At 36.2% G+C, this 25,681-nt stretch carries 20 protein-coding genes and 2 tRNA genes; 6 read left to right on the forward strand and 16 right to left on the reverse strand.

Annotated elements, in window-relative coordinates; translation table 11 throughout:
* Positions 1-6 precede the first annotated feature (6 nt).
* The 11 genes from AC51AA_RS14605 to AC51AA_RS14655 form a co-directional block, all read right to left on the reverse strand.
* The gene (locus AC51AA_RS14605; protein ID WP_500702960.1) at positions 7-741 is read right to left on the reverse strand and encodes a BamP family beta-assembly machinery protein; all 735 of its coding nucleotides are present in this window, start codon (positions 739-741) and stop codon (positions 7-9) included.
* Positions 742-808: 67 nt separating this feature from the next.
* Positions 809-1,558 carry a BamP family beta-assembly machinery protein gene (locus AC51AA_RS14610; RefSeq protein WP_500702961.1) on the reverse strand — a complete coding sequence of 250 codons (750 nt, stop codon included), beginning with the start codon at positions 1,556-1,558 and terminating at the stop codon, positions 809-811.
* Between the two features lie 145 nt (positions 1,559-1,703).
* Positions 1,704-2,357 carry an HAD family hydrolase gene (locus tag AC51AA_RS14615; protein ID WP_500702962.1) on the reverse strand — a complete coding sequence of 218 codons (654 nt, stop codon included), beginning with the start codon at positions 2,355-2,357 and terminating at the stop codon, positions 1,704-1,706.
* Positions 2,358-2,361: 4 nt separating this feature from the next.
* Positions 2,362-3,570: a BaiN/RdsA family NAD(P)/FAD-dependent oxidoreductase gene (locus AC51AA_RS14620; protein ID WP_500702963.1), complete on the reverse strand. Its 1,209-nt coding sequence runs from the start codon at positions 3,568-3,570 to the stop codon at positions 2,362-2,364.
* Between the two features lie 70 nt (positions 3,571-3,640).
* Positions 3,641-4,318, reverse strand: a complete 678-nt coding sequence (locus AC51AA_RS14625; RefSeq protein ID WP_500702964.1) for a glycerophosphodiester phosphodiesterase — start codon at positions 4,316-4,318, stop codon at positions 3,641-3,643.
* Positions 4,319-4,557: 239 nt separating this feature from the next.
* Positions 4,558-6,432, reverse strand: a complete 1,875-nt coding sequence (locus AC51AA_RS14630; RefSeq protein ID WP_500702965.1) for a glycoside hydrolase family 13 protein — start codon at positions 6,430-6,432, stop codon at positions 4,558-4,560.
* Positions 6,433-6,508: 76 nt separating this feature from the next.
* Positions 6,509-8,623 carry a glycoside hydrolase family 97 protein gene (locus tag AC51AA_RS14635; RefSeq protein ID WP_500702966.1) on the reverse strand — a complete coding sequence of 705 codons (2,115 nt, stop codon included), beginning with the start codon at positions 8,621-8,623 and terminating at the stop codon, positions 6,509-6,511.
* Positions 8,624-8,650: 27 nt separating this feature from the next.
* A complete protein-coding gene (locus AC51AA_RS14640; RefSeq protein WP_500702967.1) occupies positions 8,651-10,951 on the reverse strand; it encodes a glycoside hydrolase family 65 protein in 2,301 nt (766 codons plus the stop codon).
* A 67-nt stretch (positions 10,952-11,018) separates the two neighbouring features.
* Complete coding sequence (gene pgmB / locus AC51AA_RS14645; RefSeq protein WP_500702968.1) at positions 11,019-11,675, reverse strand: beta-phosphoglucomutase; 657 nt, start codon at positions 11,673-11,675, stop codon at positions 11,019-11,021.
* 21 nt (positions 11,676-11,696) lie between these two features.
* Positions 11,697-13,052 (reverse strand): MFS transporter, encoded by a 1,356-nt coding sequence (locus AC51AA_RS14650; RefSeq protein ID WP_500702969.1) that lies wholly within the window; start codon positions 13,050-13,052, stop codon positions 11,697-11,699.
* A 178-nt stretch (positions 13,053-13,230) separates the two neighbouring features.
* Positions 13,231-14,262 carry a LacI family DNA-binding transcriptional regulator gene (locus AC51AA_RS14655; protein ID WP_500702970.1) on the reverse strand — a complete coding sequence of 344 codons (1,032 nt, stop codon included), beginning with the start codon at positions 14,260-14,262 and terminating at the stop codon, positions 13,231-13,233.
* A gap of 236 nt (positions 14,263-14,498) precedes the next feature.
* On the opposite strand from AC51AA_RS14655, the gene AC51AA_RS14660 reads away from it, so the two are divergent.
* From AC51AA_RS14660 to AC51AA_RS14670, 3 genes are read left to right on the forward strand one after another with little or no spacing between them, the layout of a single operon-like run.
* Positions 14,499-17,480 carry a SusC/RagA family TonB-linked outer membrane protein gene (locus AC51AA_RS14660; protein WP_500702971.1) on the forward strand — a complete coding sequence of 994 codons (2,982 nt, stop codon included), beginning with the start codon at positions 14,499-14,501 and terminating at the stop codon, positions 17,478-17,480.
* A 37-nt stretch (positions 17,481-17,517) separates the two neighbouring features.
* Positions 17,518-19,125 carry a RagB/SusD family nutrient uptake outer membrane protein gene (locus tag AC51AA_RS14665; RefSeq protein ID WP_500702972.1) on the forward strand — a complete coding sequence of 536 codons (1,608 nt, stop codon included), beginning with the start codon at positions 17,518-17,520 and terminating at the stop codon, positions 19,123-19,125.
* A gap of 24 nt (positions 19,126-19,149) precedes the next feature.
* A complete protein-coding gene (locus AC51AA_RS14670) occupies positions 19,150-19,965 on the forward strand; it encodes a SusE domain-containing protein (protein ID WP_500702973.1) in 816 nt (271 codons plus the stop codon).
* A gap of 130 nt (positions 19,966-20,095) precedes the next feature.
* On the opposite strand, the gene AC51AA_RS14675 is transcribed toward AC51AA_RS14670, so the two are convergent.
* The 5 genes from AC51AA_RS14675 to AC51AA_RS14695 all read right to left on the reverse strand — a co-directional run bounded on the left by AC51AA_RS14675 (position 20,096) and on the right by AC51AA_RS14695 (position 23,014).
* The gene (locus AC51AA_RS14675; protein ID WP_500702974.1) at positions 20,096-20,320 is read right to left on the reverse strand and encodes a DUF6814 family protein; all 225 of its coding nucleotides are present in this window, start codon (positions 20,318-20,320) and stop codon (positions 20,096-20,098) included.
* 15 nt (positions 20,321-20,335) lie between these two features.
* Entirely contained in the window at positions 20,336-21,832 is a 1,497-nt protein-coding gene (locus tag AC51AA_RS14680) for an MFS transporter (RefSeq protein WP_500702975.1), read from the reverse strand.
* Between the two features lie 185 nt (positions 21,833-22,017).
* Positions 22,018-22,090 (reverse strand) — tRNA-Phe (locus AC51AA_RS14685).
* Between the two features lie 273 nt (positions 22,091-22,363).
* A complete protein-coding gene (locus tag AC51AA_RS14690; protein WP_500702976.1) occupies positions 22,364-22,729 on the reverse strand; it encodes a DUF2200 domain-containing protein in 366 nt (121 codons plus the stop codon).
* A gap of 212 nt (positions 22,730-22,941) precedes the next feature.
* Positions 22,942-23,014, reverse strand: a tRNA-Phe gene (locus tag AC51AA_RS14695).
* A 99-nt stretch (positions 23,015-23,113) separates the two neighbouring features.
* Here AC51AA_RS14695 and AC51AA_RS14700 point away from each other — a divergent pair.
* Genes AC51AA_RS14700 through lptC form a run of 3 tightly spaced genes read left to right on the forward strand, consistent with a single transcriptional unit; the run spans position 23,114 to position 25,675 of the window.
* Complete coding sequence (locus tag AC51AA_RS14700) at positions 23,114-23,848, forward strand: type III pantothenate kinase (protein ID WP_500702977.1); 735 nt, start codon at positions 23,114-23,116, stop codon at positions 23,846-23,848.
* Entirely contained in the window at positions 23,841-25,070 is a 1,230-nt protein-coding gene (gene bamG / locus AC51AA_RS14705; protein WP_500702978.1) for a BamG family beta-barrel-assembly machinery protein, read from the forward strand. The genes AC51AA_RS14700 and bamG overlap by 8 nt, the downstream gene beginning before the upstream one ends.
* Before the next feature lie 53 nt (positions 25,071-25,123).
* Positions 25,124-25,675: an LPS export ABC transporter periplasmic protein LptC gene (gene lptC, locus AC51AA_RS14710; RefSeq protein ID WP_500702979.1), complete on the forward strand. Its 552-nt coding sequence runs from the start codon at positions 25,124-25,126 to the stop codon at positions 25,673-25,675.
* Positions 25,676-25,681: the final 6 nt, after the last annotated feature.

Genomic DNA, 25,681 nt, shown 5'->3' on the forward strand with positions numbered 1-25,681 from the left:
CTTGGTTTAGGGTTTAGTCTCTGTTTTTAATTTTTTAAACTCTTCATTTTTTGCATATAAAAAATCCATTGTTCTTAATACATTTGGGTTTACAAAAAGAGGTTGAGACTCTGGATCAACTTCGCAGAATTCAATAAAAAGATTTTTTTCTTCAGGTAGCAGTTTTAACTGCTTAGCGAAAAAATCTGCAGGTATTGTATTGGTAACAAACTTTTTGAAATCAATTGGAGGACTTTCAATTTTGTTTTTTGTTTCTTTTTCTTTTGACAATAGATAGTATAGTTGTTTGCCTAAAAGAATAAAATCAGTTCCGTTGGGGATAGGAGTATCATTATAACCTTTGGTTTTGTGTGAGTAGAGTTTTATATCACGAATCTCTTGTTTGCTAAGTTTGATAGAGGCTAGTTTTGTTTTTGAAATAATAACTTCATCTAGTTCTAGAGGTTTGATTAACATATTGATCACAAGGTTATTTTGATCAATATGTTGTGGGCTGACTTTGATTCTTTTGAAAAAATAATCTTTAGAGAAAAATATCAAGCTGTCTTTTGCCTTAACTGCTATGGAGAATTCCCCAAGATTGTTTGTAGTGGTGCTAATTTTTGTTGTCTTATTAATAACCTCCACTTTGGTAAGTGGGTTATTTTGTGAGACAACTTTACCATGAAGTAATTTGTCTGTTTGGGAAATAGAAAGCTGATACGTTAAAAAAGAAATCGTGGTGAGTAATTTTACTTTCATATAGCTGATTTTGTCGACACTAATGTGGTTGATGCCTGCTTGTGGAGAAGGCAAAATTCTGGTGTTTTTAATTTTTTATTTGTGCTTTAAGTTTTTTAAATTCTTCGAATTTAGCAAACAAAAAGTCCATAGTGGCTAGAATGCTACGGTCGTCAAGAAGTTTTGCATATCTGGGGTCAGCATCACAGTATTCAAGAAATAAATCAACTTCTTCGGGCAGTAATTTTAGTTCTTTGGTGAAAAACTCTCTAGAGATCGTTTCTGCAGTGCGTTTTTTAAAATCAGGTGGAGTAGTTTTTGTTTTCGTTTTTTCCTTTTTCTTGCCGAACAAAGAAAAAAGGTCAGCTCCTATAGCCCCAAAATTAACTCCGTTTGGGATAGAGCCGTCGCGGTAGCCTGGAATAAATCGCGTCAGATCATTTTTCTGTTTTTCTATTTTTATTTCTGAAATAGCTTCGTGGTCATAGGTAACTTTCGGGAATTTAATGGTGGTAATGAGCACTTCATCGAGTTCTTCTGGTTTTAAAATCATATCTATAACAAGAGTAGTTGTTTCAAGGTCTTGTTGACTGACTTTCATTCTTTTGAAAAAATAATCCCTAGAGAAGAATATCAAGCTATCTTGTACATTGACCAGTATGGAGAACTGTCCATTATCGTTTGTCCTCGTACTTGTTTTGGCTGTCTTATTGATTACCTCGACTTTTTTGAGTGGGTTATTTTGTGAAACAACTATTCCGTGAAGTAACTTCTCTGTTTGAGAAATGGAAAGTTGGTAAGTGAAAAAAGAAATTGTGGTGAGTAATTTTACTTTCATCTAGAGGTATTTAGCTGATAGTAAAATTATTAGAATTGTCTTAATGAAAACTTAGTGAATGTGTAAATTCTTGTTAATTAATTTTTTTCGTTGTTTGTAATAACTGTTTTCAGTTGCTGATAGCGCAACTGAAAACAGTCAAGATCTATTCTTGAATTAGCGGAATTAAATCTAAAGGACCGTTTAGGACTACTTTAGCCCCGCTACTAATTAATTCGTTTTCGCTGCGATAGCCCCACGAAACACCAACGGGAAACATAGAGGCATTAGTGGCAGTTTGTATATCGATATCAGAGTCTCCGACGAAGATAATTTCTTCTGTTTCTAAATTCCAGCTTTTACTTATGGCAATAGCTTCAAATGGATTAGGTTTTTTAAGGGACTCGATGCTTAAACCCACAGCATTATGAAAATAGTCTGGAAATATTTCGGCAACTATTTTTTTTGTAAGTTCATCTGCCTTATTAGAAAAGACAGCTAATTTAATTTCTTTCGAAACCAAATGATCCAATAATTCGACTATGCCGGCATAAGGTTTAGTCTTAAGGGTACAAATCTCACGGTATACTTGAACCATACTTTGGAAGCAACTTTCAATTTGATCTTCAGAGTTGTTGGATTTCGGTAACGCTTTGCTAACCAAATTTCTTAAACCATGACCGATAAAAGATTGATATGTTGCATAGGTGTGCGTGGGGTAATTTAGCGTTTGGAGTACCTTATTCATCGCATCTGCTATATCTTCCAATGAATCTACTAGTGTTCCGTCTAAATCAAATATTATTCCTTTAAATTTCATCCTTTTATATATTATGGGCTAAAATAAATCCGCTAGTCCAGGCATTTTGAAAATTAAAACCTCCTGTAATGGCATCAACATTAACTATTTCTCCAGCGAAGTAGAGGTTTTGATGTAACTTGCTTTCCATAGTTTTAAAGTTGATTTCTTTTAAATCAATTCCACCAGCGGTTACAAATTCTTCTTTAAAAGTACTTTTCCCGTTTACTTGAAATTGGGCTTTGGTCAATTGAGCAGCTAGATTTTGAAGCTGTATTTTAGATAAATCGGCCCATTTGGTTTCCACTTCAATGCCTGAAGCTAAGACTAGACTTTCCCATAAGCGGTTAGGAAAATCAAAAGGAGATTTTTTAGAAACTGCTTTTTTAGCGTGTTCTTGTTTTAAGTCCTTGAGGATTTTTTCAGCTTGTTCTGTATCTATGTCATTCAACCAATTGACAAAAATAGTGAACTGGTAATTTTTATCGAATAAAGTACGGGCTCCCCAGGCTGAAAGCTTCAAAATGGCTGGGCCACTCATTCCCCAATGTGTGATTAACAAAGGTCCAGTTGATTCGAGTTTGGTGTCTTTCACCTTAACGGTTACCTGCGCTGCTACACCTGGTAATTCTTTAATACGCGCATCTTTGATGTTGAACGTGAATAAGGAAGGAACAGGGCTTACAATAGCATGACCTTGAGTTTGTAGCATTTCCCAAATCTTTGGATTGCTTCCCGTGGCTAGTATTAATTTTTCAGTTGCATAGTTGGTATCCTGAGTGTCAATTTTCCAATGATTTTCGGCTTTAAAGATGGATTGAACACTTTGTCCGGTTAATAGCTTGATGCCTAATTTCCCGGTTGCTTCTAAAAAACAATCAATAATCGTTTGAGAGGAGTTAGAAACAGGAAACATTCTGCCGTCATCTTCTATTTTGAGTTCGACACCATGTTTTTCAAACCACTCAATAGTATCACCAGAACAAAACTGGTGAAATGGACCACGGAGTTCTTTTTCCCCTCTGGGATAAAATTTGACTAATTCATTCGGTTCAAAACAGGCGTGTGTTACGTTGCATCTTCCACCACCAGAAACACGCACTTTAGAAAGGACTTCTTTTCCTCGTTCTAAAATGGCAATTTTTAGTTTTGGATTTTTTTCGGCAATATTAATGGCTGTAAAAAAACCTGCAGCGCCACCGCCAACAATGATGATATCGAAATTTTGATTCATATTTTTAGTTTAACCTCTTAAATAGACATTGTCAGAATTTTAAACTTTGACAATAATTATTCTGATGGGTTTATATTTTATCGGGAAAATCAGTAATGATTCCCTCTACGTTATAGTTTTTTATTTTTTGTATGTCTTCTTCTTCATTTACGGTCCAAGGCAAAACCCATAAACCTTTCGCTTGTATTTGCTTGGTGTTTTCCTGATTCAATAAGAGATAATAAGGATGAATTGCTTTTGCTTGAATAGACTCAGCGAAAGTCAAAGCTAAATTGAGATCCGTTTCTGTCAAAACACCTATTGGAATTTTTGCATTCAAATCATGTACTTCTTTCAACGAATTCCAGTCAAAACTCGATACAATGAACTGAGCGTAAGTCCAGTTTCTTTTGGAAACATATTCTTCGATTAAAGACACCACTTTAGCTGAAGTTTTGGGACCTTTCAGTTCGATGTTGATCAGGCATTTCTTGTTTACCAAATCAAAAACTTCATTTAATGTGGGGATTTCGTATTGATTTTCAATTAGAAAAGTTTTTAATTCGGGCAAAGATAGTGTATTTACAAAACCTTTTCCGTTGGTCATTCTGTCAATCGTTTCGTCGTGTATGACCATTAGATTTCCATCAGCACTTAGGTGTACGTCTAATTCTATTGCATCTGCGTTTAGCTCTAATGCTCTCTGAAAAGCTTTTAGCGTATTCTCAGGTTCGTATCCTTTGGCACCACGATGCGCGATTTTTAGCATATCTAAAAAGTTTATCCGCAAAGGTCGCAAAAAATAGATTCTCTGACTGCTGTTTGTTATTAAAGAGCACGATTTTTTTTGGAAGGGGTATAAACGCGCTTGAGATAAAGGGATAAAAGGTGGGGTTTTAAGAGACTATAAAAAAAACAAGGTTCACAAAGAAGGGAGCTCTTTGCAAACCTTGTGTGTTTGGCGTTTAAAATTTTCTCGAAAAACACCTACTAGTTGCTGTAGTGGTTTTATTCTAATTCTAAAACGACTGCTGATTTTGGGGCTAAGGTTATTTCGGAAGATAAATCAAAGGTTTTTCCGCTTAGGATGTCTTTACCAGTGGTAAAACTTTTGATGTTTTCCTTAAAACGATTTGTCTTTAGAGTTTGTTCTTTTGCATTGTTGTTAAAAACGACCATCACTGTTTTGTTATCAGTATATCTGAAATACACATAGGTATTGTTTTCTGGAATATAGTGTGTCATTTTTCCAAAATGAACGGCTTCATTGGATTTTCTCCAATTGAATAGTTTAGACGTAAAATCGAAATATTTGGTTTGCTCCACTGTTCTTCCGGCTTTTGTAAAAGCGTTGTTTTTATCGCCATTCCAACCTCCAGGAAAATCCTGACGAATGTCAGCATCCCCTTTGCTTTTGTCGCCGCCCATTCCAATTTCTGAACCGTAATACAATTGTGGAATTCCACGAACGGTAGCCATTAAAGTCATGACTAGTTTGTATTTTTCGAAATCATATTTATAAACGTCATTAATTCTATTGGTATCGTGATTTTCGGCAAAAACCAAAAGGTTGTTGGTATTGGGGTACAAAAAGTCTAAAGCAAAATTGTTGTAGATTTTAATCATACCATTGTCCCAAGTTGGATTATCGTCATTAAAAACAGTCCCAATTTGATTGTGCAGTGTAAAATCCATTACGCTTGGCAAATTCGAATTATAGTTTTCGATGGCGCCAATTTTACTGTCTTTTTGCCAATAGGCTAAACTGGCCTGATTGTGCATCCATATTTCTCCAACAATATTAAAATTGGGATATTCATTGGTAATGGCTTTGGCCCAATTGGCCATGGCTGCTGGATCAGAATAATTATAAGTATCTACTCTAAATCCGTCAAGATCGGCGAATTCGATCCACCAAATAGCGTTCTGAGTCAGGTATTTGGCCACTAGTGGGTTTTTTAAATTCAAGTCTGGCATTGAAGGAACAAACCAGCCATCAATACAAATTTCCTGATCTAATTTTGAAGCGTGAATATCGGTAATCACTTCACGACGGTGGTGTGTTTGTGTGAAGTTTTCAAATTGATTAAACCAGGTTTTTGTTGGGATATCTTTGATCATCCAATGCGTAATTCCCCAGTGATTAGTTACATAATCCATAACCAGCTTCATGTCTTTTTTATGCATTTCTGCAGACAAACGAGCATAATCATCATTGGTTCCGTAACGAGGATCTATTTTGTAAACATCGGATTGTCCATAAGTATGATACGAATGTTGTTTATCGTTGTCCTCACATAAAGGTGTACTCCAAATCGTGGTGGCTCCCAAAGACGAAATATAATCGAGGTTTTTGATAATTCCTTCAATATCTCCTCCATGGCGTCCACTTGGATCTTGTCTGTTTCCTTTTTCTGTTAATAGGGTATCGCTATCATTTTTCGTATTTCCATTAGCAAAACGATCCGGCATAATCAAGTAAATCATATCCGATGCATCGTAGCTTTTTCTGTTTGCAGAGTTAGCTCTTCTTTCTTTAAGCGCATATTTTTGAGTAAACGCGACTTTGTTTTTGGTTTTGAATGAAAAAACCAATTCTGAAGCTTTGATGTTTTCAGTGTCAATCGTTACGAAAAGGTAGTTTGGATTCTCTGTTTTTTCAATGTTTATAATCACTACATTATGGGAAACAGTAGCCTCATATTGTGCAATGTTTTTTCCGTAGAACATTATTTGTAACTCAGGATTTTTCATTCCTGCGTACCAAAATGGGGGTTCTGTTTTTTGAATTTGTGCTTTCATGATGGTTGAAAATAAAAAAACGAATAGAACTATTGAACAGAAGGTAAGGTTGGTTTTTCGAGTCTTTTTTTGGATATTCATAAGCTGCTGGGTATTGTTATACGATTTAAAAAAAAAGACAAGCAATTTTGGGGGAAATTACTTGTCTTTGAAAAAATTATTTGGTTTCAATTATGCTAATAGCATAACCACCGCCTGCTGCAGATAACTGCGATAATTTTGATTTATTGGTTACGGCCATTTTTTTGATAATGTAAGCTTGCGGATTTGTTTTGTAATGCGCATCTTTTGCATCAGCATATAGGGTAGCAGTATATTTTTTGCCTTTTTCTAGGAAACTAAAATCGATGTTTGAGGTACGAGGCGCTTCCCCGTTTACGTTTCCAACAAACCAATTGTTCGTTCCTTTTGCTTTACGGGCAACGGTGATGAAATCTCCTGGTTCAGCTTCGATATATTTGCTCTGAGACCAATCTACAGCCACATCTTTAATGAACTGGAAAGCATCTGGGAAACGGTTGTAATTCTCTGGAGTATCAGCAGCCATTTGCAACGGGCTATACATGGTAACATATAAGGCCAATTGGTTGGCAAGGGTACTGTTTACATGTGATTTATTATCAGGATTCATTTTGCTGATATCCATTTCGAAGATTCCAGGCGTGTAATCCATTGGGCCTCCTATTAAACGTGTAAAAGGTAAAACCGTTACGTGGTTTGGTTTAGAACCTCCAAAAGCTTGGTATTCTGTTCCTCTAGCAGCTTCGTTTCCAATTAAGTTCGGATAGGTTCTGCAGATTCCTGTTGGACGTACTGCTTCGTGAGCATTCACCATAATTTTATAGTCAGCAGCTTTTTCGATAGCGTATTGATAATGATTGACAATCCATTGGTCGTAATGGTTTTCACCACGAGGTAAGATATCTCCAACATAACCGCTTTTTACAGCATCATATCCATTGTCTTTCATGAATTGATACGCTTTATCCATGTGGCGCTCGTAGTTACGAACAGAACCTGAAGTTTCATGGTGCATCATTATTTTAATACCCTTAGATTTCGCGTATTCGTGCAAGCCTTTTACATCAAAATCTGGGTAGGGCGTCAAGAAATCAAAAACATAATCTTTTGAATGTCCAAACCAATCTTCCCAACCTTCATTCCAACCTTCCACTAAAACAGCGTCGAAACCATTTGCGGCAGCAAAATCAATGTATTTTTTTACGTTGGCATTATTGGCTCCGTGTGTACCATTTGGTTTAGCTTTTGAGAAATCAGAAACACCCAATTGTACTGTTGGAAAATCATTGGTGTAAGACCAAGAACTTTTTCCAGTAATCATTTCCCACCAAACCCCTACATATTTTACGGGTTTAATCCATGAAGTATCTTCAATTTTAGATGGCTCATTAAGGTTTAAGGTCATTTTAGAAGCTAAAATTTCTCGGGCGTCATCACTTACCATGATGGTTCTCCAAGGCGAGTGACTTGGTGCTTGCATATAACCTTTATCTCCTTTTGCATCTGGCGTTAACCAAGATTGGAAAATCATGTTTTTGTCATCTAAATTCAAGTGCATACAAGAATAGTTGATCAAAGCAGCTTCGTGCAGGTTGATGAATAAACCATCGTTTGTTTTTAACATCAAAGAAGTCTGAACTCCCGTTGGAGAAAAGTTCTTTTGCGAAACATTAGCCGTATACGCCTTTTCAGACAAACCTCTAATTTCGGATAGTTTTGATTTTGTATAATCGTATTCTTGGGTATCATAATCTCCAGGGATCCAGAAAGCAGTGTGGTCGCCGGCCATGGCAAACTGAGTTCTTTCTTCTTTGATTACGAAATAGGTGAGGTTTTTTTGAGTAGGGAATTCATATCTAAATCCTAAACCGTCATCAAATAAACGAAAACGAATTACGATTTGTCTGTCTGTTCCTTTTTGGTTTAAAGTAACAGCCAATTCATTATAATGATTTCTAATGTTGTCTACTTCTCCCCAAACTGGTTTCCAAGTTTCATCAAAAGTGGTTGTTTTAGTATCGACAACCTTAAAATCATTCAATAAAGATTTTTTATCATCTTTAAGTTCAAGACCTAATTTACTGGTTTTTACAACTTCTTTGTTTTTGTATTTTAATTGGTAAGTTGGAGTCCCATCGTTTTGAAGAGAAAATTCCATTACGAACTTGCCTTCGGGTGACTTTAATTGTTGTGCTTTTGCAATGGAGCTAAAAGCAAACAAGATTAAACTTGCGAAAAATAAGTTTTTCATGTTTTTTAGTTTTTAGAGTATTATAAATTAATTGTATATAAGTTTTCTTGCGATTTGCGGCTGTCCGTTTACAACGATAGCTAAATCTTGATCGCCATCTATAGTAAAAGTAGTTTCCTTATGCGATACAGCAACTTTTAAAATTTTGTTTCTGAAATTAATTTTAAAGGAATAGCCTTCCCACTCTTTGGGGATCTTCGGAGAAAAATGAAGTTGGTCGTTTTTCACACGCATTCCTCCAAATCCTTCGACAATACTCATCCAAGTTCCGGCCATTGAAGTAATATGACAGCCTTCTTCCACTTCTTTGTTGTAATCGTCTAGATCCAAACGAGAAGTTCTTAGGTAAAAGGTATAAGCCATATCCATTTTGTCTAAAAGGGCCGCTTGAATGGAATGAACGCAAGGAGAAAGTGAACTTTCATGTACAGTAAAAGATTCATAAAATTCGAAATTGCGTTTTAATTCTTCTGTAGAAAAATGATCCTCAAAAAAGTAGAAACATTGTAAAACGTCCGCTTGCTTGATGTAAGGTGAACGTAAAACGCGATCCCAAGACCATTTTTGGTTAATAGGACGTTGTGATTTATCTAAATCTTTTACAGGAACTAGATCTTTGTCTAAGAATCCGTCTTGTTGTAAGTAGATGTCAAGCTCTTTAGAAAAAGGGAAGTACATATTGGTAGCTACTTCCTTCCATTGCTGAATTTCAGCAGCCGAAAGTTTTACTTTTTCTAAAATACGTTTGTAATCTGAGGGGTATTCTAGCGCAACTTTTTTAAGTTGTTCTTCGGTATAATCAATACACCATTTTGCAACATAATTGGTGTAGAAATTATTGTTGATGTTGTTCTCGTATTCGTTTGGACCTGTAACGCCTAAAATGACATACTGATTTTTGTCTTTTGAAAAGGAAGCTCTTTGATGCCAAAAGCGTGCAATGCCAATAAGTACCTCTAAGCCTTTTTCTGGAATATAAGAATAGTCTCCAGTAAAACGGTAGTAGTTAAAAATGGCAAAAGCAATCGCACCATTTCTGTGGATCTCTTCATGTGTGATTTCCCATTCGTTATGACATTCTTCTCCGTTCATCGTCACCATTGGGTAGAGTGCTGCTCCGTTGGTAAAACCAAGATTATCTTTGGCATTTTCAATCGCCTTGTCCAATTGATTGAAACGGTAGGTCAATAGGTTTCGAGCCACTTGCTGGTCTTTAGTGGCCATGTAAAAAGGAATGCAATAGGCTTCAGTGTCCCAGTAAGTTGATCCGCCGTATTTTTCTCCGGTGAATCCTTTAGGGCCAATATTCAATCGGCTGTCTTTTCCAAGATAGGTTTGATTCAATTGGAAGATGTTAAAACGAATTCCCTGTTGCGCTTTTACATCACCTTCAATGGTAATGTCAGACATCTCCCAGATTTTGCTCCAAGCCTCAATTTGATTTTTCAGCAAGGTATCATATCCCAAAGTTACGGCAACTTTAATGCATTTTTCTGCTGCAGCTAAGGTGTTTTCGTGGTTAAGAGAAACGGTATACCCTCCTATTTTATGGATTGAGGAGGTTTGTCCTTTAGCGATAATAGTGCCATAGGTAAACTGAACTTTATCTGAGCTAGAGTCGATTGTAGATGGTGAAATGTTAACATTTTCTCCATTGGCCAAAATCGTATTGTGCATGAAAGTGGTTACCTTAAAATGCGTTTTAAAAGTCTGGGCTGTTACAAAAGCCTCGTGAGTTCCTTTTTTTACCTCTAATGGTTCCCAAAATTTTTCTTCCCAATTCGCATCTTCGTTGCTTACGCCAGCGTCGATATAGGGTTTGTAAAGAATTTTAGCATCTTTGTTTAAAGGGGTGATTTCGTATTTAATTAGGCCAACTTCATCTAAATCTAAAGAGAGAAAACGCTGCACATTTACAGCAATTTCAGTTCCGTTTTTTAATGTAGCTTCAAAAGAACGATGGTACCATCCTTCTTTCATGTTCAATTCTCTGCGAAAATTCTTAACGGCTGTACAAGTGTTTAAGTCTAGTTTTTCTTCATTGATTTCAACGTCAATTCCGATCCAATTAGGTGCATTTAATACTTTTGCGAAGTATTTTGGGTAGCCATTTTTCCACCAACCCACTTTGGTCTTATCAGGGTAATAGATCCCGGCGATATAACTTCCTTGAAAAGTTTCTCCCGTATAGGTTTCTTCAAAATTGGCACGTTGTCCCATAGCACCATTTCCGATACTAAAAAGGCTTTCAGAGGACTTTACTCTTTCTACATCAAATCCTTCTTCTATGATTGACCAATTGTCTGGTTTTATATAATCTTGATTCATCTTCTTTTCTATTGTTTAAGAAAATCAAAAGCGGTAATTCTTCTGTTTTCTTGGTGATCGCTTGGTTTTATTTTTTGATTAATGTTTCGATAAAGCTTTCTTCTATGGAAGTGAAATCTTTAAAGATATAATCCGCCTCGTGTAAAATGGTTTCCTCACCAATTCCTATGCTTAACATTTTGCCAATGTTTGCAGCTTGAATTCCGGCCACGGAATCTTCAAATACGATAGCATTCTGAGGATCTATTTTTAATAATTCAGCCGCCTTGAGGAAAACTTCAGGATCAGGCTTAGCATTGGTTACGTCATTTCCATCCACAATAACATCGAAAAAGGAACGGATGTTCGTTTTTTCAAGGATAGGTCTTGCATTTTTGCTGGCAGAACCCAATGCGATGCCTTGATTGTTTTCTTTTAAGAATTGTAGCACTTTAATAACTCCAGGAAGAACCTCACTTTGGTCCATGTCAACTAAATAAGAAAGGTAATCCTCGTTTTTTTGAATGAGCCATTTGTCTTTGTCTTGCTGTGAAGCCTGAACGCTTCCTAGTTCCAATATAATATCCAAGGAACGTACTCGGCTTACTCCTTTGAGTAGCTCGTTATGATCGTGTGTGAAATTGATGTTTAGTGCTTTTGCAATTTTTTGCCAAGCTAAAAAGTGGTATTTAGCCGTATCGACGATGACACCGTCAAGGTCGAATATGAATGCTTTTCTGTTCATTATCAGTAGGGTATTCTTATTTTATGATTGTGCTGTGATGTCATCTACATCTTTTACTTTGTAGACTAAGAGAGCGGCGATTAAGAAACTTACTCCGCTGGTGATTAAGGCATAAATAGCCTCTCCATTGTAAAGGTATTTTACAATCGGACCTCCAATAAGCGCATTTACAATTTGAGGAATAACGATGAAAAAGTTAAATATTCCCATGTAAACACCCATTTTTTTAGGGGCTATCGATCCTGCAAGGATAGCATAAGGCATAGCTAATATACTCGCCCAGGCCACTCCAATTAAAATCATTGGAAGTACAACCCAATCTTCATTTGGCATAAAATAAATGGAGATCAATCCGATTCCACCAATGATTAAGGATAGGGAATGTGTGGATTTTCGCCCAATCTTTTTAGCAATGTAGGGTAAGAAAAACAGTGCGATAATGGCGGAAACTAAGTTGTATACACCAAATAGAATACCGACCCAGTCTCCAGCATCTTGATATTGTTGACTCGAGTTATCGGTTAGGGGTAATCCATAAATGTGGTGTGCAATAGCTGGGGTGGTAAAAACCCACATCCCAAATAAGCCGAACCAGGAAAAAAATTGAACCCAACTTAACTGGCGCATCGTAGTGGGCATTTTGGCAAAGTCGGTAAAAATGTCCGTTAGCTTTGATTTTTCTTGATCGGTAACATCAACTTGGCTTTGCGGATCTTCAAAACGGGCTAGTTCTTCAGGGGAATACTCCTTAGTGGTAAATAAAGTAACCAGTATAGAAGCAATCAGAACGGCTGCTCCAATAACAAAAGACAGGGTTAGATTTAAAGGCACGCTTCCTGGAACCGTACTGTTTGAAATGTGAAACCACTTGGTTAAAACATAAGGCAATGCGGAACCCATTACAGCTCCAAAGCCAATTAATGAAGTTTGAATACTGAATCCTGCGGTACGTTGATCGGTTCTTAAATTATCACCTACTAAAGCGCGAAAAGGCTCCATGGCAATGTTGAAAGAGGCATCCATAATCATTAACATTCCGGCTCCAACCCATAGAGCAGGTAGCACAGAAATGAAAATATTAGCCTGGGGCATTAAGATTAATCCAACCGAAGCCAAAATAGCCCCAACCAGAAAAAAAGGCTTTCGTCTTCCGAATTTCCCCCAAGTCTTATCGCTGTAGTGACCAATGATAGGTTGTACTATTAAACCCATTAAGGGAGCAATAATCCAAAACCATGAGAGTTCATGTACGTCGGCGCCAAAAATTTGAAGAATTCTACTGGCATTTGCATTTTGAAGTGCAAATCCCATTTGTATTCCTAAGAAACCGAAACTCATGTTCCAAATTTCCCAGAAACTTAATTTACGCTTTTCCATTATCGTAATTAAAAAATTAATTAGACGATAAGCGCTTTGCTTATCAAAACTTACTGTTTTTTCGAAGTAAAAGTAAAAGCCTTGATGGGCGTAAAAGTATAAATTATTTTTTTAAATATGCTAACAAAAAAGCCATAAATATTATTTATGGCTTTGGAAAAGGTTGATTTTAAGAAAATTAGTCTGTCGATTCTCTTTGTATAAGGTGGGTTTCAATCACTTCTGTAGTGTAATTTTCATTTTCTTCTTCCTCATCGTCATGTTCGGCTTCGAGCCTTTCGATGAGCATTTTAGCTGCTTTATTACCCATTTTTTCTCCACTTTGACTTACCGTGGTAATGCTTGGGGTGGAGTATTTTGAGATAATACCATCGGTGAAAGCAATTACGGCTAGATCTTCAGGAACTTTAAGTCCCATTTTATTGGCTGTTTTGATGATGGTTACGGCAAAAAGTTCATTTACGGCAAAAACGGCATCAATAGCTCGGTCCTGTAAAAGCTGACTAATGGTTATTTCGCAGGTGTCGACATCTTCAATTTTTATAATTAAATTTTCGTTAAAGGGTAATCCATTGTCTAAAAGCGCTTTTTCATAGCCATCAGTTCTAAGCTTTCCAACACTTACATAATCAACTGTAGTGACCAAAGCGATTTTTTTCCTACCACTATCAATTAAACTTTGAACGGCTTCGTAAGCGGCAGCTTTATCGTCAATAATTACTTTATCACATAAGATATCATTGGTGACGCGATCAAACATGACCACGGGCATCCCTTGGTTGATTACTTCTGTAATATGATGAAAATCACCTTTGAATTGTGTTTCTTTAGAGAGGGACATGATAAAGCCATCGATACTTCCGTTGGCCAACATCTCCATATTTAGGACTTCTTTGTCGAAGGAATCATCAGATAAACAAATGACAACACTATAGCCATTTTCATTGGCAACTTGCTCGATTCCATTAATGACGGTAGAGAAGAAATAATGCACAATTTCGGGAATGATAATACCAATACTTTTGGTCTTTCTATTTTTAAGACTAAGGGCAATATTGTTAGGCTTGTAGTTGTAGAACTTGGCGAAAGCTTGGACTTTTAGACGTGTTTCTTCTCCGATTTCTAGACTGTTTCTTAGTGATTTTGAGACCGTTGAGATCGATACATCAAGTTCTCTAGCAATCTGTTTTAAGGTTATTTTTCTTTTCATGGCGTTTATTTGGAAAAAATCTAATTGTTAATAAAGGTATCTTTTATTTTTATAATTGACAATTTTAGGCTTAAAAGATTACAAAATATAGAAAGTTTTCAACACTACCACGTTTTCGTAAACCAATTAAAAAGGCGATCCGTTGGGCGTGTTAATAAATTCCTAATTTTGAAATTCGAAGTAAAATTAAAAACTTAACTAACAATCAAAAACTCAAACTAATTTAAATAAAAAGTATGAAAACAATTTATAAAAAGTTGTTATTTTTATTCCTATTGTTGCCGTTTACTGTGCTGGCTCAAAGTACGTTAAGTGGAACAGTTGCTGATTCGGCAACGGGACAACCAATCCCAGGAGTAAATGTAAGTGTACAAGGTTCTCCAGGTGGAACAGCTACGGATTTTGACGGTAAATTTCAGTTATCCAATTTGAAAAGTGGGGACAAAATTTTGGTTTCCTTTATCGGATACAAAACCTCTACCGTGATTTTTAGTGGTCAGAAAAATCTAACAGTTTCTTTAGAAGAAGACACCAATCAACTGAAAGAAGTTGTAGTGCAGGTAGGTTATGGAACTGTGAAGAAAAAAGATGCAACAGGTTCTGTATCTCAAATCTCTTCAAAGGAATTTAATAAGGGGATCAACGTGACTCCGGAGAGTTTGATTAGCGGCCGTATCGCGGGTGTTAATGTTGTTGGTGGTGGAGCTCCAGGAGCGAAAGCTGACATTAGAATTCGTGGAGGATCTTCCTTAAGCGCTTCCAATGAGCCATTAATTGTAATAGATGGACTTCCGATGAGTAATGGTAAACCAGAAGGAGCTACCAGTATATTGTCTACAATCGATCCTAATGATATCGAATCTTTTACTGTTTTGAAAGATGCTTCTGCAGCTGCGATTTACGGTTCCAGAGCAGCAAATGGTGTAATTGTAATTACTACTAAAAAAGGAACCAAAGGAGGTGTAAAAGTAAACTTTAGTTCTCAAGTGGGTATTAATACAGTGGCCAATACAGTAGATGTTTTAAATGCTGATCAATTTCGAGCTTTAGTAAATGAGAAAGGTAATGCTGCACAAAAAGCTTTATTGGGTACAGCAAATACAAATTGGCAAAATGAAATTTTTCATACTGCTTTAACGACAAACAACAATATCTCTGTAAGCGGTTCTTTGTTTAACAAATTACCTGTACGTTTATCTGTTGGAAATGTTGATAATCCAGGGATCTTAAAAAACACTTCTTTTGAGAGAACTACGACATCGATATCGTTAAATCCGGTTTTATTAGATAATCATTTAAAAATTGATATTACTGGAAATTTATCCTTTGGAAAAAATCAATTTCAGGATGAAGGTCCAGTAATTGGGAGTGCCATCATGTTTGATCCCACACAATCTGTTTATCAGGAAGGTTCTCGTTACGGTGGATATTTTGAATGGTTGGAGGCAAACGGTAACGTACCCTTACTTCCAGCAAGAAACCCTGTTGCTAGACTAAATCAAGACGAACGTAGAGCTACCTCTACTAGAAAATGGGGTAATATTAGATTAGATTATAAACTTCATTTTTTCGAAGATCTGAAAGTGGTTGTTGAAGCAGGGATTGATAAGTTTAATAGTAACGGTTATACACGTGTAAGTACTGAAAGTATTACAGGGTATCAACCAACTACATTTGATAAAGGGAACTGGACTAATTTAGGAGGTTATACACATTATACTGATGATCGCCAGAATAAAAATTTAAATGCGTATTTTAACTACACTAAAGATATAGGGAAACTTAAAATCGATGCTACTGCCGGATATAACTATCAGTTGTTTCAACGTGAAGGATTTAACTCTGGTGATATCGTGCGACCAAATCCACCTACGGATGTTACGACAGATGCCGATGTTAACTTACAATCGTATTTTGGACGTTTGAACTTAGGGTATGACAGCAGGTATTTAGTAACTTTAAATTATAGAAGAGACGGAACTTCACGTTTCTCTAAGGAGAATCGATGGGGTAATTTTGCTGGAGGTGCTTTTGCATGGAATATGAGTGAGGAAGCCTTCTTAAAAGACAACGAGACTTTGTCAAGTTTGAAATTAAGAGTGGGGTACGGAACAACTGGACAGCAAGACATTCCACCTGCCTATGACTATTTGCAACGTGTAACCTTAGGAACGCTTAATACACAATACCTTTTTAATGGTGTGATTTACAGGGCTGCAAAACCTGAAGGTTATAACAAAGATATAAAATGGGAAGATTTAGCGGAGATGAACGTAGGGGTTGATTTCGGATTCTTAAACGATAGAATAACGGGTTCGCTTAATTATTTTGATAAAAAATCGAGTGATCTTTTAGCAGAGATTATGGTTCCAGATGGAGCAAATATCAGAAATCAGGGGTATAGTAATATAGGTAGTGTTAGAACAAAAGGTGTTGAGTTTAATCTTCAATCAGACATTATTAGAAATGACAAATTAACTTGGAATCTTGCGGTTAACGCCACGTATATTGATCAAAAAATCTCTGATTTAGGAGCGACTGTTCCAGGATTTCAAGGATATATTACAGGAGATATTATTGCTGGTGGTACAGGAAACCGAGTATTGATACATTCTGAGGGCTATGCTCCAAATTCATTCTTTGTATTTGAGCAATTGTATGATGCGAACAAACGACCTATTCAAGGTGCTTACGCTGATCGAAATGGCGATGGAGCGATTACAGATGCCGATCGTTATAAATTTCACAAACCAGCGGCAGATTATACTTTTGGATTGTTTTCTACTTTGAATTATAAACAATTCGATTTTACAATGAACTGGAGAGCTAGTCTTGGGAACTATATTTATGATAACGTAAGTTCGGACAAAGGATATTTACAAGCTGGTTTAAGAAGGGACTCTGATTTATCAAATATTAGTGCAGATTATTACAATACTGGCTTTACCACTGAAAGTAATTCAAATGCAACCCAACGTAATTACTCCGATTATTTCGTGAAAGATGCTTCTTTTATTAAGTTAGATAACGTAGTACTGGGTTACACTTTGGATAAAAAAGTATTAAAAGCTGCGACCTTAAGATTTACGGCAGGGGTTCAAAATGTTTTAGTACTTACTAAATACAATGGTTTAGATCCTGAAAAATTCAACGGGATAGACAATAATGTTTATCCAAGAGCAAGAACATTCTTGTTTGGCGTAAACGCAAATTTCTAACAGTAGATTGAAAAACAAAATTTTAAAAACAAACAAAATGAAAATATCATTTAAATATATATCTTATTTTCTCCTATTTATTTTAGGAATGAATATGACGCTTACCTCATGTACGAGCGACTTAGATGTGACGCCAAAAGATGATGATGAGTTTCTTTCAGAAACCTTTTTTCAAGATCCAGCATCCTACAAACAAGTACTGGCAAAGTTGTATGCCGGTTTATACGTAGGAGGAAATGATGGAGATGGTTCTCCTGATATTTTTGGACTTGGAGGGGATTTTAGTAGTTATCTGAGATTGTTATTTGTGTCACAGGAATTCCCTACTGACGAGGCGATTGTCGCATGGGCTGATGAAGGTTTGCCAGCAATCAATGGGCAAAAATGGAGTCCTAGTAATCAGTTTCTATACGGGATTTTTTCAAGAGCTTTTTACGAAATTAGTGTTGCCAATGAGTTTTTGAGACAAACAACGGACGAAAAGCTAACCGAAAGAGGCGTGGATGCTACTTTAAAAGCAGAAATTGTTAAGTTTAGAGCAGAGGCTCGTTTCTTAAGAGCTTTCTCCTATGTTAATTTAATGGACTTGTTTGGCAATGTGCCTATTACAACAGAGAAGGATCCAGTTGGTTTCTTTTATCCAGAACAAAAAACAAGAGCAGAAGTTTTTGCTTTTGTAGAGTCAGAATTAAAAGACATGGATGCTACTTTAGCACCTTCTAAAGCGAACGAATATGGTAGAATTGATAAAACAGCAGCTCAGTTTTTATTAGCACAAATTTATTTGAATGCTAAAGTATATACGGGAAAAGAAAGAAATAATGATGCAGCAATTGTATGTAATGATATTATAACAGGTTCTGCCTATACTTTTGCAAATGTGCCTTACCGTTATTTGTTTTCTGCTGATAATGACAGAAATGGTGCTCAAAGCGAGGTGATCTTCCCAATTGTTGGAGATGGTAATGCTATTAGAGCCATAGGAGGTGGAATGAGTTTTATAATTCACGCCTCTATCGGTGGAAGTATGGTAGGTGCTAATCAAGGAATGGACGGAGGTTGGTCTGGAATGAGAGCAAGACCAGAATTTGTGCAATTGTTTCCTGATGCAACTGCAACAGCGGACAAAAGAGGAACTTTTTATACCACTGGACAAACTTTAGACATTGCGGATTATGGAGTGTTTACCAATGGGTATGCAGTGACCAAATTTACGAATGTTAATTCTGATGGTAGTGCGGCACAGCGAAATGATATGCCGGATACGGATTTTCCAATGTACCGATTATCAGATGTGTATTTAATGTATGCAGAAGCCACGTTAAGAGGAGCTTCTTCAGGGAATAGTACAACAGCTTTGGGTTATGTAAATAAAATTAGAGCTAGAGCGAATACCACTCCTATTATAGCTTCAGATTTAACGCTAGACTTTATTTTAGATGAAAGAGGTAGAGAATTGTTTTGGGAATGTCATAGAAGAACAGATTTGATTCGTTTTGGTAAATTCACTGGAGGATCTAAAATCTGGCAATGGAAAGGTGGCGTTAAAAATGGAAGTGGTACAGAATCTTATAGAGATTTAATGCCTATTCCTTCAAAAACCATTCAAGCGAATCCAACTTTAAAACAAAACCCAGGATATTAACTAACCATATAAAAAAATAATAAAATGAAAAATACATATAAGATTTTAATCGCATTCATTGGTGTTTTAGCGGTTTCATGTAATGCAGATGATGTAGAAAACAGACCAATAATAGCGCCAATTACAGCTCCAGTTTTACTAAGTCCTCAGAGCGATTTTAATATTGTTCTAACAAAAGACAAAGAAAAAGAAGTTGCTACAACTGTAATTTGGAATGATGCTAAGTACGATGGTACTCAGACGGTAGTGAATTATACAATTGAAATTGCAAAAGCAGGAACTAAATTTGCTGCTCCTGTTGTAGTATCTACAACTACTGATCGCTTCAAATCTTTAACCGTAGCGGAATTGAATTCGGCTTTGGTTAATGGTGGTTTTGTTGAGAAAGAAGAAAATGAAGTTGATATTCGTATCAAATCTACTGTTGGGATTGGTGCAGAAGCGCAATATTCAAATTTCCATACTTTTAAAGCGACTCCTTATCATACACCATTGGCCACTTCACACTGGTTGGTTGGTGCAGCTACACCTGGAGGATGGAGTTGGGATGGAGATGCTGAAACTGAATTTCCTTTAGTTGTTGGTCAGACAAATATTTATCAAGTAACGCTTGTTCTTAAAAGTGGAGAAGCTTTTAGAGAATTTTTAGGAAATAATTTTACCAGTAATGGAAACTGGGAAGCAAGTCGCAACTATGCTTATTATACAGGATTAGGTTATGCTATTGATTCAGAATTAGTAAATGCTGGAGATGGTGATAATAATTTCAAATACACTGGACCGACAGGAGTGAGAGTTTTGAAAATTGATAATGTGGCAAAAAAGATCACATTAGATTAGTTTTTAGGAGAAATAATTAAAAGAGGCTATTTATGCAATAGACTGTACCTAAAAAGCTAAACGAATTTATAATTCAATTTAAAAAGAATGAGCGCGATATTATCGGGCTCATTCTTTTTTTTATTAAGTTTTATTCTTCTTTGTTATACTCTCCCACTAAGGAAAAATAACCAAAGGTGCCAAGTCCTAAAACGATTAGCGGTGTAAGGATAAAGAGGATGATAATGCCAAATACAACATCATCTTGTTGGTCTGAAAGGAATTTAGGTAAGCCAAATTCGAAGATGCAAAAATAGGCTGCAGCAATTGCTAATAAAATCCACAATATGCCTAAAACTTGTTTTATAGTGTTCATTTTGTAAAGATTAAATTAAAGGTGGTTGGTTTGGTTTTTGTTATCAATGTAAATCATGCCAATTACAAAGCAAACGGAAGCTATAATGATGGGGTACCAAAGGCCATCAAGATAGAAATCTGATTTTCCGGCTTGTTTAGCATGTGTTACAAAATAAGTTGAAATTGCAGGGAGTAGGCCACCAAAAATTCCATTCCCTACGTGATAGGGTAAGGACATTGAAGTGTATCTAATTTTTGTCGGGAACATTTCGACTAAGAAAGCGGCAATAGGGCCGTAAACCATAGTTACAAAAAGGACCTGAATGAAAACAAGAAATATCAAAGTCCATTTATCGTCTTGATTAATGGTGATTGTGGTTGTGATTTGGGCTTCTTTTTTGTTGCTGAAATGCGTCTTTTTTTCTACAGCCGTGGTTCCGTCACTATAGGTTCTGGAAGTGGTATATAGAGCATCGTTGTTCTTTGTTGTCTCGAGTGTTTGTTTAGTTTTGGGAGTAAGTTCAATTTTGTGGTTGGGGTCCGTAGTGTTGTACATCATCTGGTATATAGGTCTATAAAACAAAACGGCCAGTAACATTCCGCTCATCATAATATATTTTCGTCCTATTTTATCACTAAGCCATCCAAAAACAATAAAAAATGGCGTTCCTATCAATAGGGCAATTCCTAAAAGACCATCTACTTGCGAGGATTCAATATTCATTACTGTTTTCATGAAACTCATAGCGTAAAACTGTCCAGTATACCAGACAACACCTTGTCCCATTGTGGCTCCAAAAAGAGCTAGTAAAACAAATTTTAGATTGTAGCGATTGCCAAAACTTTCTTTTAGTGGATTGGTGCTTGTTGTTCCTTCTTTTTTGGCTTTAGCAAACACGGGAGATTCATCCATATTTTTACGAATCAAATATGAAATCCCTACCATCACAATGGAAACCCAGAAGGGAACACGCCATCCCCAGTGGTCGAAATCTTCAGCAGAAAGAATGTTTTTTGTCGCTAGTATGACCATTAAAGAGATAAATAGCCCTACAGTAGCGGTAGTTTGTATCCAGGAAGTCCAATATCCTTTTTGTCCTGCTGGAGCATGTTCGGCTACATAGGTAGCTGCTCCGCCATATTCTCCTCCAAGGGCCAGTCCTTGTAGTAAACGCAGAATTAGTACCAGTAAAGGGGCTAAAAAGCCTATGGTTTCATAACTTGGAATGCAGCCTATTAAGAAAGTTGATCCCCCCATTAATAATAAGGTAACCATAAAAGTATATTTGCGTCCAATAATATCACCCAGTCTTCCAAAGAACAGTGCGCCAAACGGCCTTACTACAAATCCTGCTGCAAAAGTGGCTAAAGTGGATAAGAAGGCAGCGGTGGGGTTGTCGCTTGGGAAAAACTTTGTTGAAATGACCACGGCTAAGCTTCCGAAAATATAGAAGTCGTACCATTCAATCATAGTGCCCATTGAAGAGGCTGAGATTACTTTCCAAATGCCCTTTGTGGTGTTTTCTTCCATAAATCAATATTGTGTATTTTATTGTAAATAAAAATATTAAATAAGTTTTTACGAATATATGAGATATTACTTTATTTATTTGATATTTTTTTAACAAAATAGCTAACCTATTATTGCTATGGAAAGAGAGGTGAAAAAGATATAAAAAACAAAAAACCCAAATATTTCTATTCGGGTTTTAACGGTGGTGCCTCCAGGGATCGAACCAGGGACACATGGATTTTCAGTCCATTGCTCTACCATCTGAGCTAAGGCACCGTGCTAGTTGCGGGTGCAAATATAGGATGTTTTTTAGTTTATCCAAAACATTTATGCGTTGATCCGAAAGAGATTTCTTTTTATTTTGAATAGTGTTTTCTTGTGGGTTGATAACGAGTGTTTTGGGGTCTTTTGTTTTTGAAGAAATTTTTCTACCAAAAGTGAAAAACTTCTGGATTGGTAGCTGAAATGCATGCGGTTTGGTCCTTATTCCATCGGTTAATCTTTAGGATTGGCTTAATTTAGTTCGAACTCTATGCAATTTTTAAAGCTTTATGAGCTGCGTAGAATTTTTTCCATTTTCCTGTTTTTTGCTAGTTCGTCCACCAGTTTGTCTAAATAGCGAACTTGTTTGGTAAGGGGGTTTTCGATGTCTTCTATGCGATACCCACAAATTACACCAGTAATTAGAGGTGCATTGGGATGTATAGCGGCTTTTTGAAAAAAGGTCTCAAATGTTGCATTTTCTTCTATTAGTTCTTGTAGTTTGGGCGCATCGAAGCCAGTTAACCACTCTATGACTTGGTTGAGTTCTTCTATTGTTCTACCTTTTTTCTCTACTTTCACTATATACAAGGGGTAAACGGAGGCAAAGGTCATTTTAGCGATGCGTTGGTCGTGTGTGTTGGACTTATTCATATCTTGTGTTCGATGAGGGTTAAAAGCTTCCTTTTTACAGTTCCATATTCTATTGATAAACCAAAATTACAAATTAATTTCCCTTCTATGTATCCAGAAAGAGCAAAGTGAGGTTGGGATAATTATGGAAATGGGTTGTCCGTGAGGTAGATGGAGATTCAAAAAAAGTATAAAAACAAAAAACCCGAATATTTCTATTCGGGTTTTAACGGTGGTGCCTCCAGGGATCGAACCAGGGACACATGGATTTTCAGTCCATTGCTCTACCATCTGAGCTAAGGCACCGTGCTGGTTGCGGGTGCAAAGATAGAATCATTTTTCGTTTATCCAAAACATTTTTTAAAAAAAATCAATTCGTATCTTTGCCTTGGTAAATAAATAAATATGATTTTAACTATTGATGTTGGTAATAGTCGTATTAAAGCGGCTGTATTTGAGGGTTATAGTGTTTTGGAGTGTTTCGTTTTTGATAAAGATGAGGTGGAAGAAAAAATTGAAAATATTCTAAAAAAATTTCAAAACTGCACTGATTTGGTTGTTGCATCAGTAGGGAATGTAGAAAAACAATCTTTTTTGACTTTCGAGAATCAGCTTAATGTTCATTTTTTAACACATGAAGATGTTTTTCCCTTCATTAATAAATATGCAACGCCAAAAACTTTAGGGATCGATAGAATGGTTTTGGCAGCGGGAGCTACTTTGCAATTTCCTAAACAAAATAGATTAGTGATCGATGCCGGAACTTGCATTACGTATGATTTTATTGATGAGCATGATCACTACCTAGGAGGAGCGATATCTCCTGGCCTGCGATTGCGCTACGAAGCCTTACATAATTTTACTGCGAAATTGCCTTTATTGGTTTTAGAAGCGCCAGAGCATTATGTAGGAAATTCAACTGCACAGGCTATTCATTCTGGGGTGGTAAATGGATTCGTATATGAAATTGACGGTTTTATCGATGAATATAGAAGAAACTTTTCAAATTTTATAATAATTTTAACGGGAGGTGATGCAGATTTTTTGGCTAAACGATTAAAAAATACCATATTTGCCAATTCAAATTTCCTTTTGGAGAGTTTGAATCAAACATTTCAATATAAAATCAACAATGATTAAAAAAATTATATTAAGCGCTTGCCTGCTTATCTCGTTCGTTTCATTTGCTCAACAAGGTACTGCGTCGCCATATTCGTTTTACGGAATTGGGGATACGAGGTTTAAAGGGACTCTTGAAAATAGATCTATGGGTGGTGTTGCTGTCGAGCAAGATAGTATCCACATGAATATTGAAAATCCTTCTAGTTATGCTAGTTTAAGACAAACTACTTTTACAATCGGAGGGACCTTTGGAACTTCTAAGTTGAAAACTAACGAAGAATCTGCAAAAGCACAAAGAACTACTTTTGATTATTTAGCAGTTGGAATTCCAATGGGGAAATTCGGTGCAGCATTTGGTTTGGTCCCGATGACTTCAGTTGGATATAAAATTTTAAACGACAATTCTACAACTGAAGGAGCGGTGAGTAGTCAGTTTGAAGGAAATGGTGGGGTGAATAAAGTGTTTGCCGGTTTAGGGTATAAATTAAAACCGAACTGGAACATTGGAGCTGATTTGCAATATAATTTTGGTAAAATAACAACGACAAGTTTAGAGGGAATTACGGGTGTTCAAAACACCACTACGGAAACCAATAGTTCTGAATTGTCTGGGGTTAATTTTAATATTGGTACCATGTACCAAACAAAAATTGCTAAAAAATTAAGTTTGTTTACGAGCTTGAATTATACATTCGCAAGTACTTTGAAATCCAATAGTACTAGAGTTATCTCAGTGAGTTCGGATCCAGATCCAGTGATTTCTGATCCAAACGAAACGAATCTAAAATTGCCTAATAAGTTGACTTTTGGAGCGGGTATTGGTGAAGCTAGAAAATGGTTAGTGGGAACTACTATGGCTTTTCAAGGAGATGGTCGATTTGCAAATTATTACAATACTAATGAGAATGTGCATTACGAGAAATACGCAAAATATGCGGTCGGTGGGTATTTTGTGCCAAACTATAGTTCGTTTTCTAACTATTTCAATAGAGTAACCTATAGAGCGGGATTGAAATATGAAAAATTAGGTTTAGTGATTGATAATGAGTCAATAAACGATGTTGGAATGACTTTAGGGGCTGGGTTTCCAATTCCAGGATCTTATTCAAATGTAAATTTCGGAATTGAATTTGGTAAAAGAGGTACAATGAATTCAGGCTTAGTGAAGGAGAATTATATGAACTTTAGTATTAGTTTCTCTTTTAATGATAGATGGTTTGTTAAAACTAAATTCAATTAGATCGAGTTTTTTTTAAGCTTTTTTAAGCACATACAATTTACTACATTTGGCAAATGAATTTACCAAAGAGATATAGGATAACCGTTGTCACAGTTTTTGCTGTGACACTGTTTTTTGGGTGCGAAAGTAATTTTAAAGAGGTTCAGAAAATTAACTTCTCTGAATTTGTGCCTGCAAGTGATGCTGACACAGTCAATATTAGGTATACGGATTCTGGACGGATAACAGGAATGTTGATCAGTTCGAAAATGCTAGATTACTCCAATCTTGAATTTCCTTTTACAGAATTTCCAAAAGGAATTGATGTTACGCTATATGACAAAAAACAAAAGCGTACTTTTATAACTTCAAATTACGCTATTTCATACAAGACTACTGGAATTATTGATTTACAAGGAAAAGTAAAGATTAGATCAGAAGCTGGACAAATGTTGGAGACAGAACAGTTGTACTTCGATCAGAAGAATGAATGGTTTTATACCGAAAGAAAATTTAAACTTACAGATGCTAAAGGGGAGACCTATGGGCAGGGAATAGATTTTAGTAAAGATTTTAAAGTGATTAATTCACAAAGAATAAGCGGCGAATTAGAAGCCGATGAATAAAAAATA

This window comes from Flavobacterium sp. OHVDL-2026-0007, from assembly GCF_059882335.1.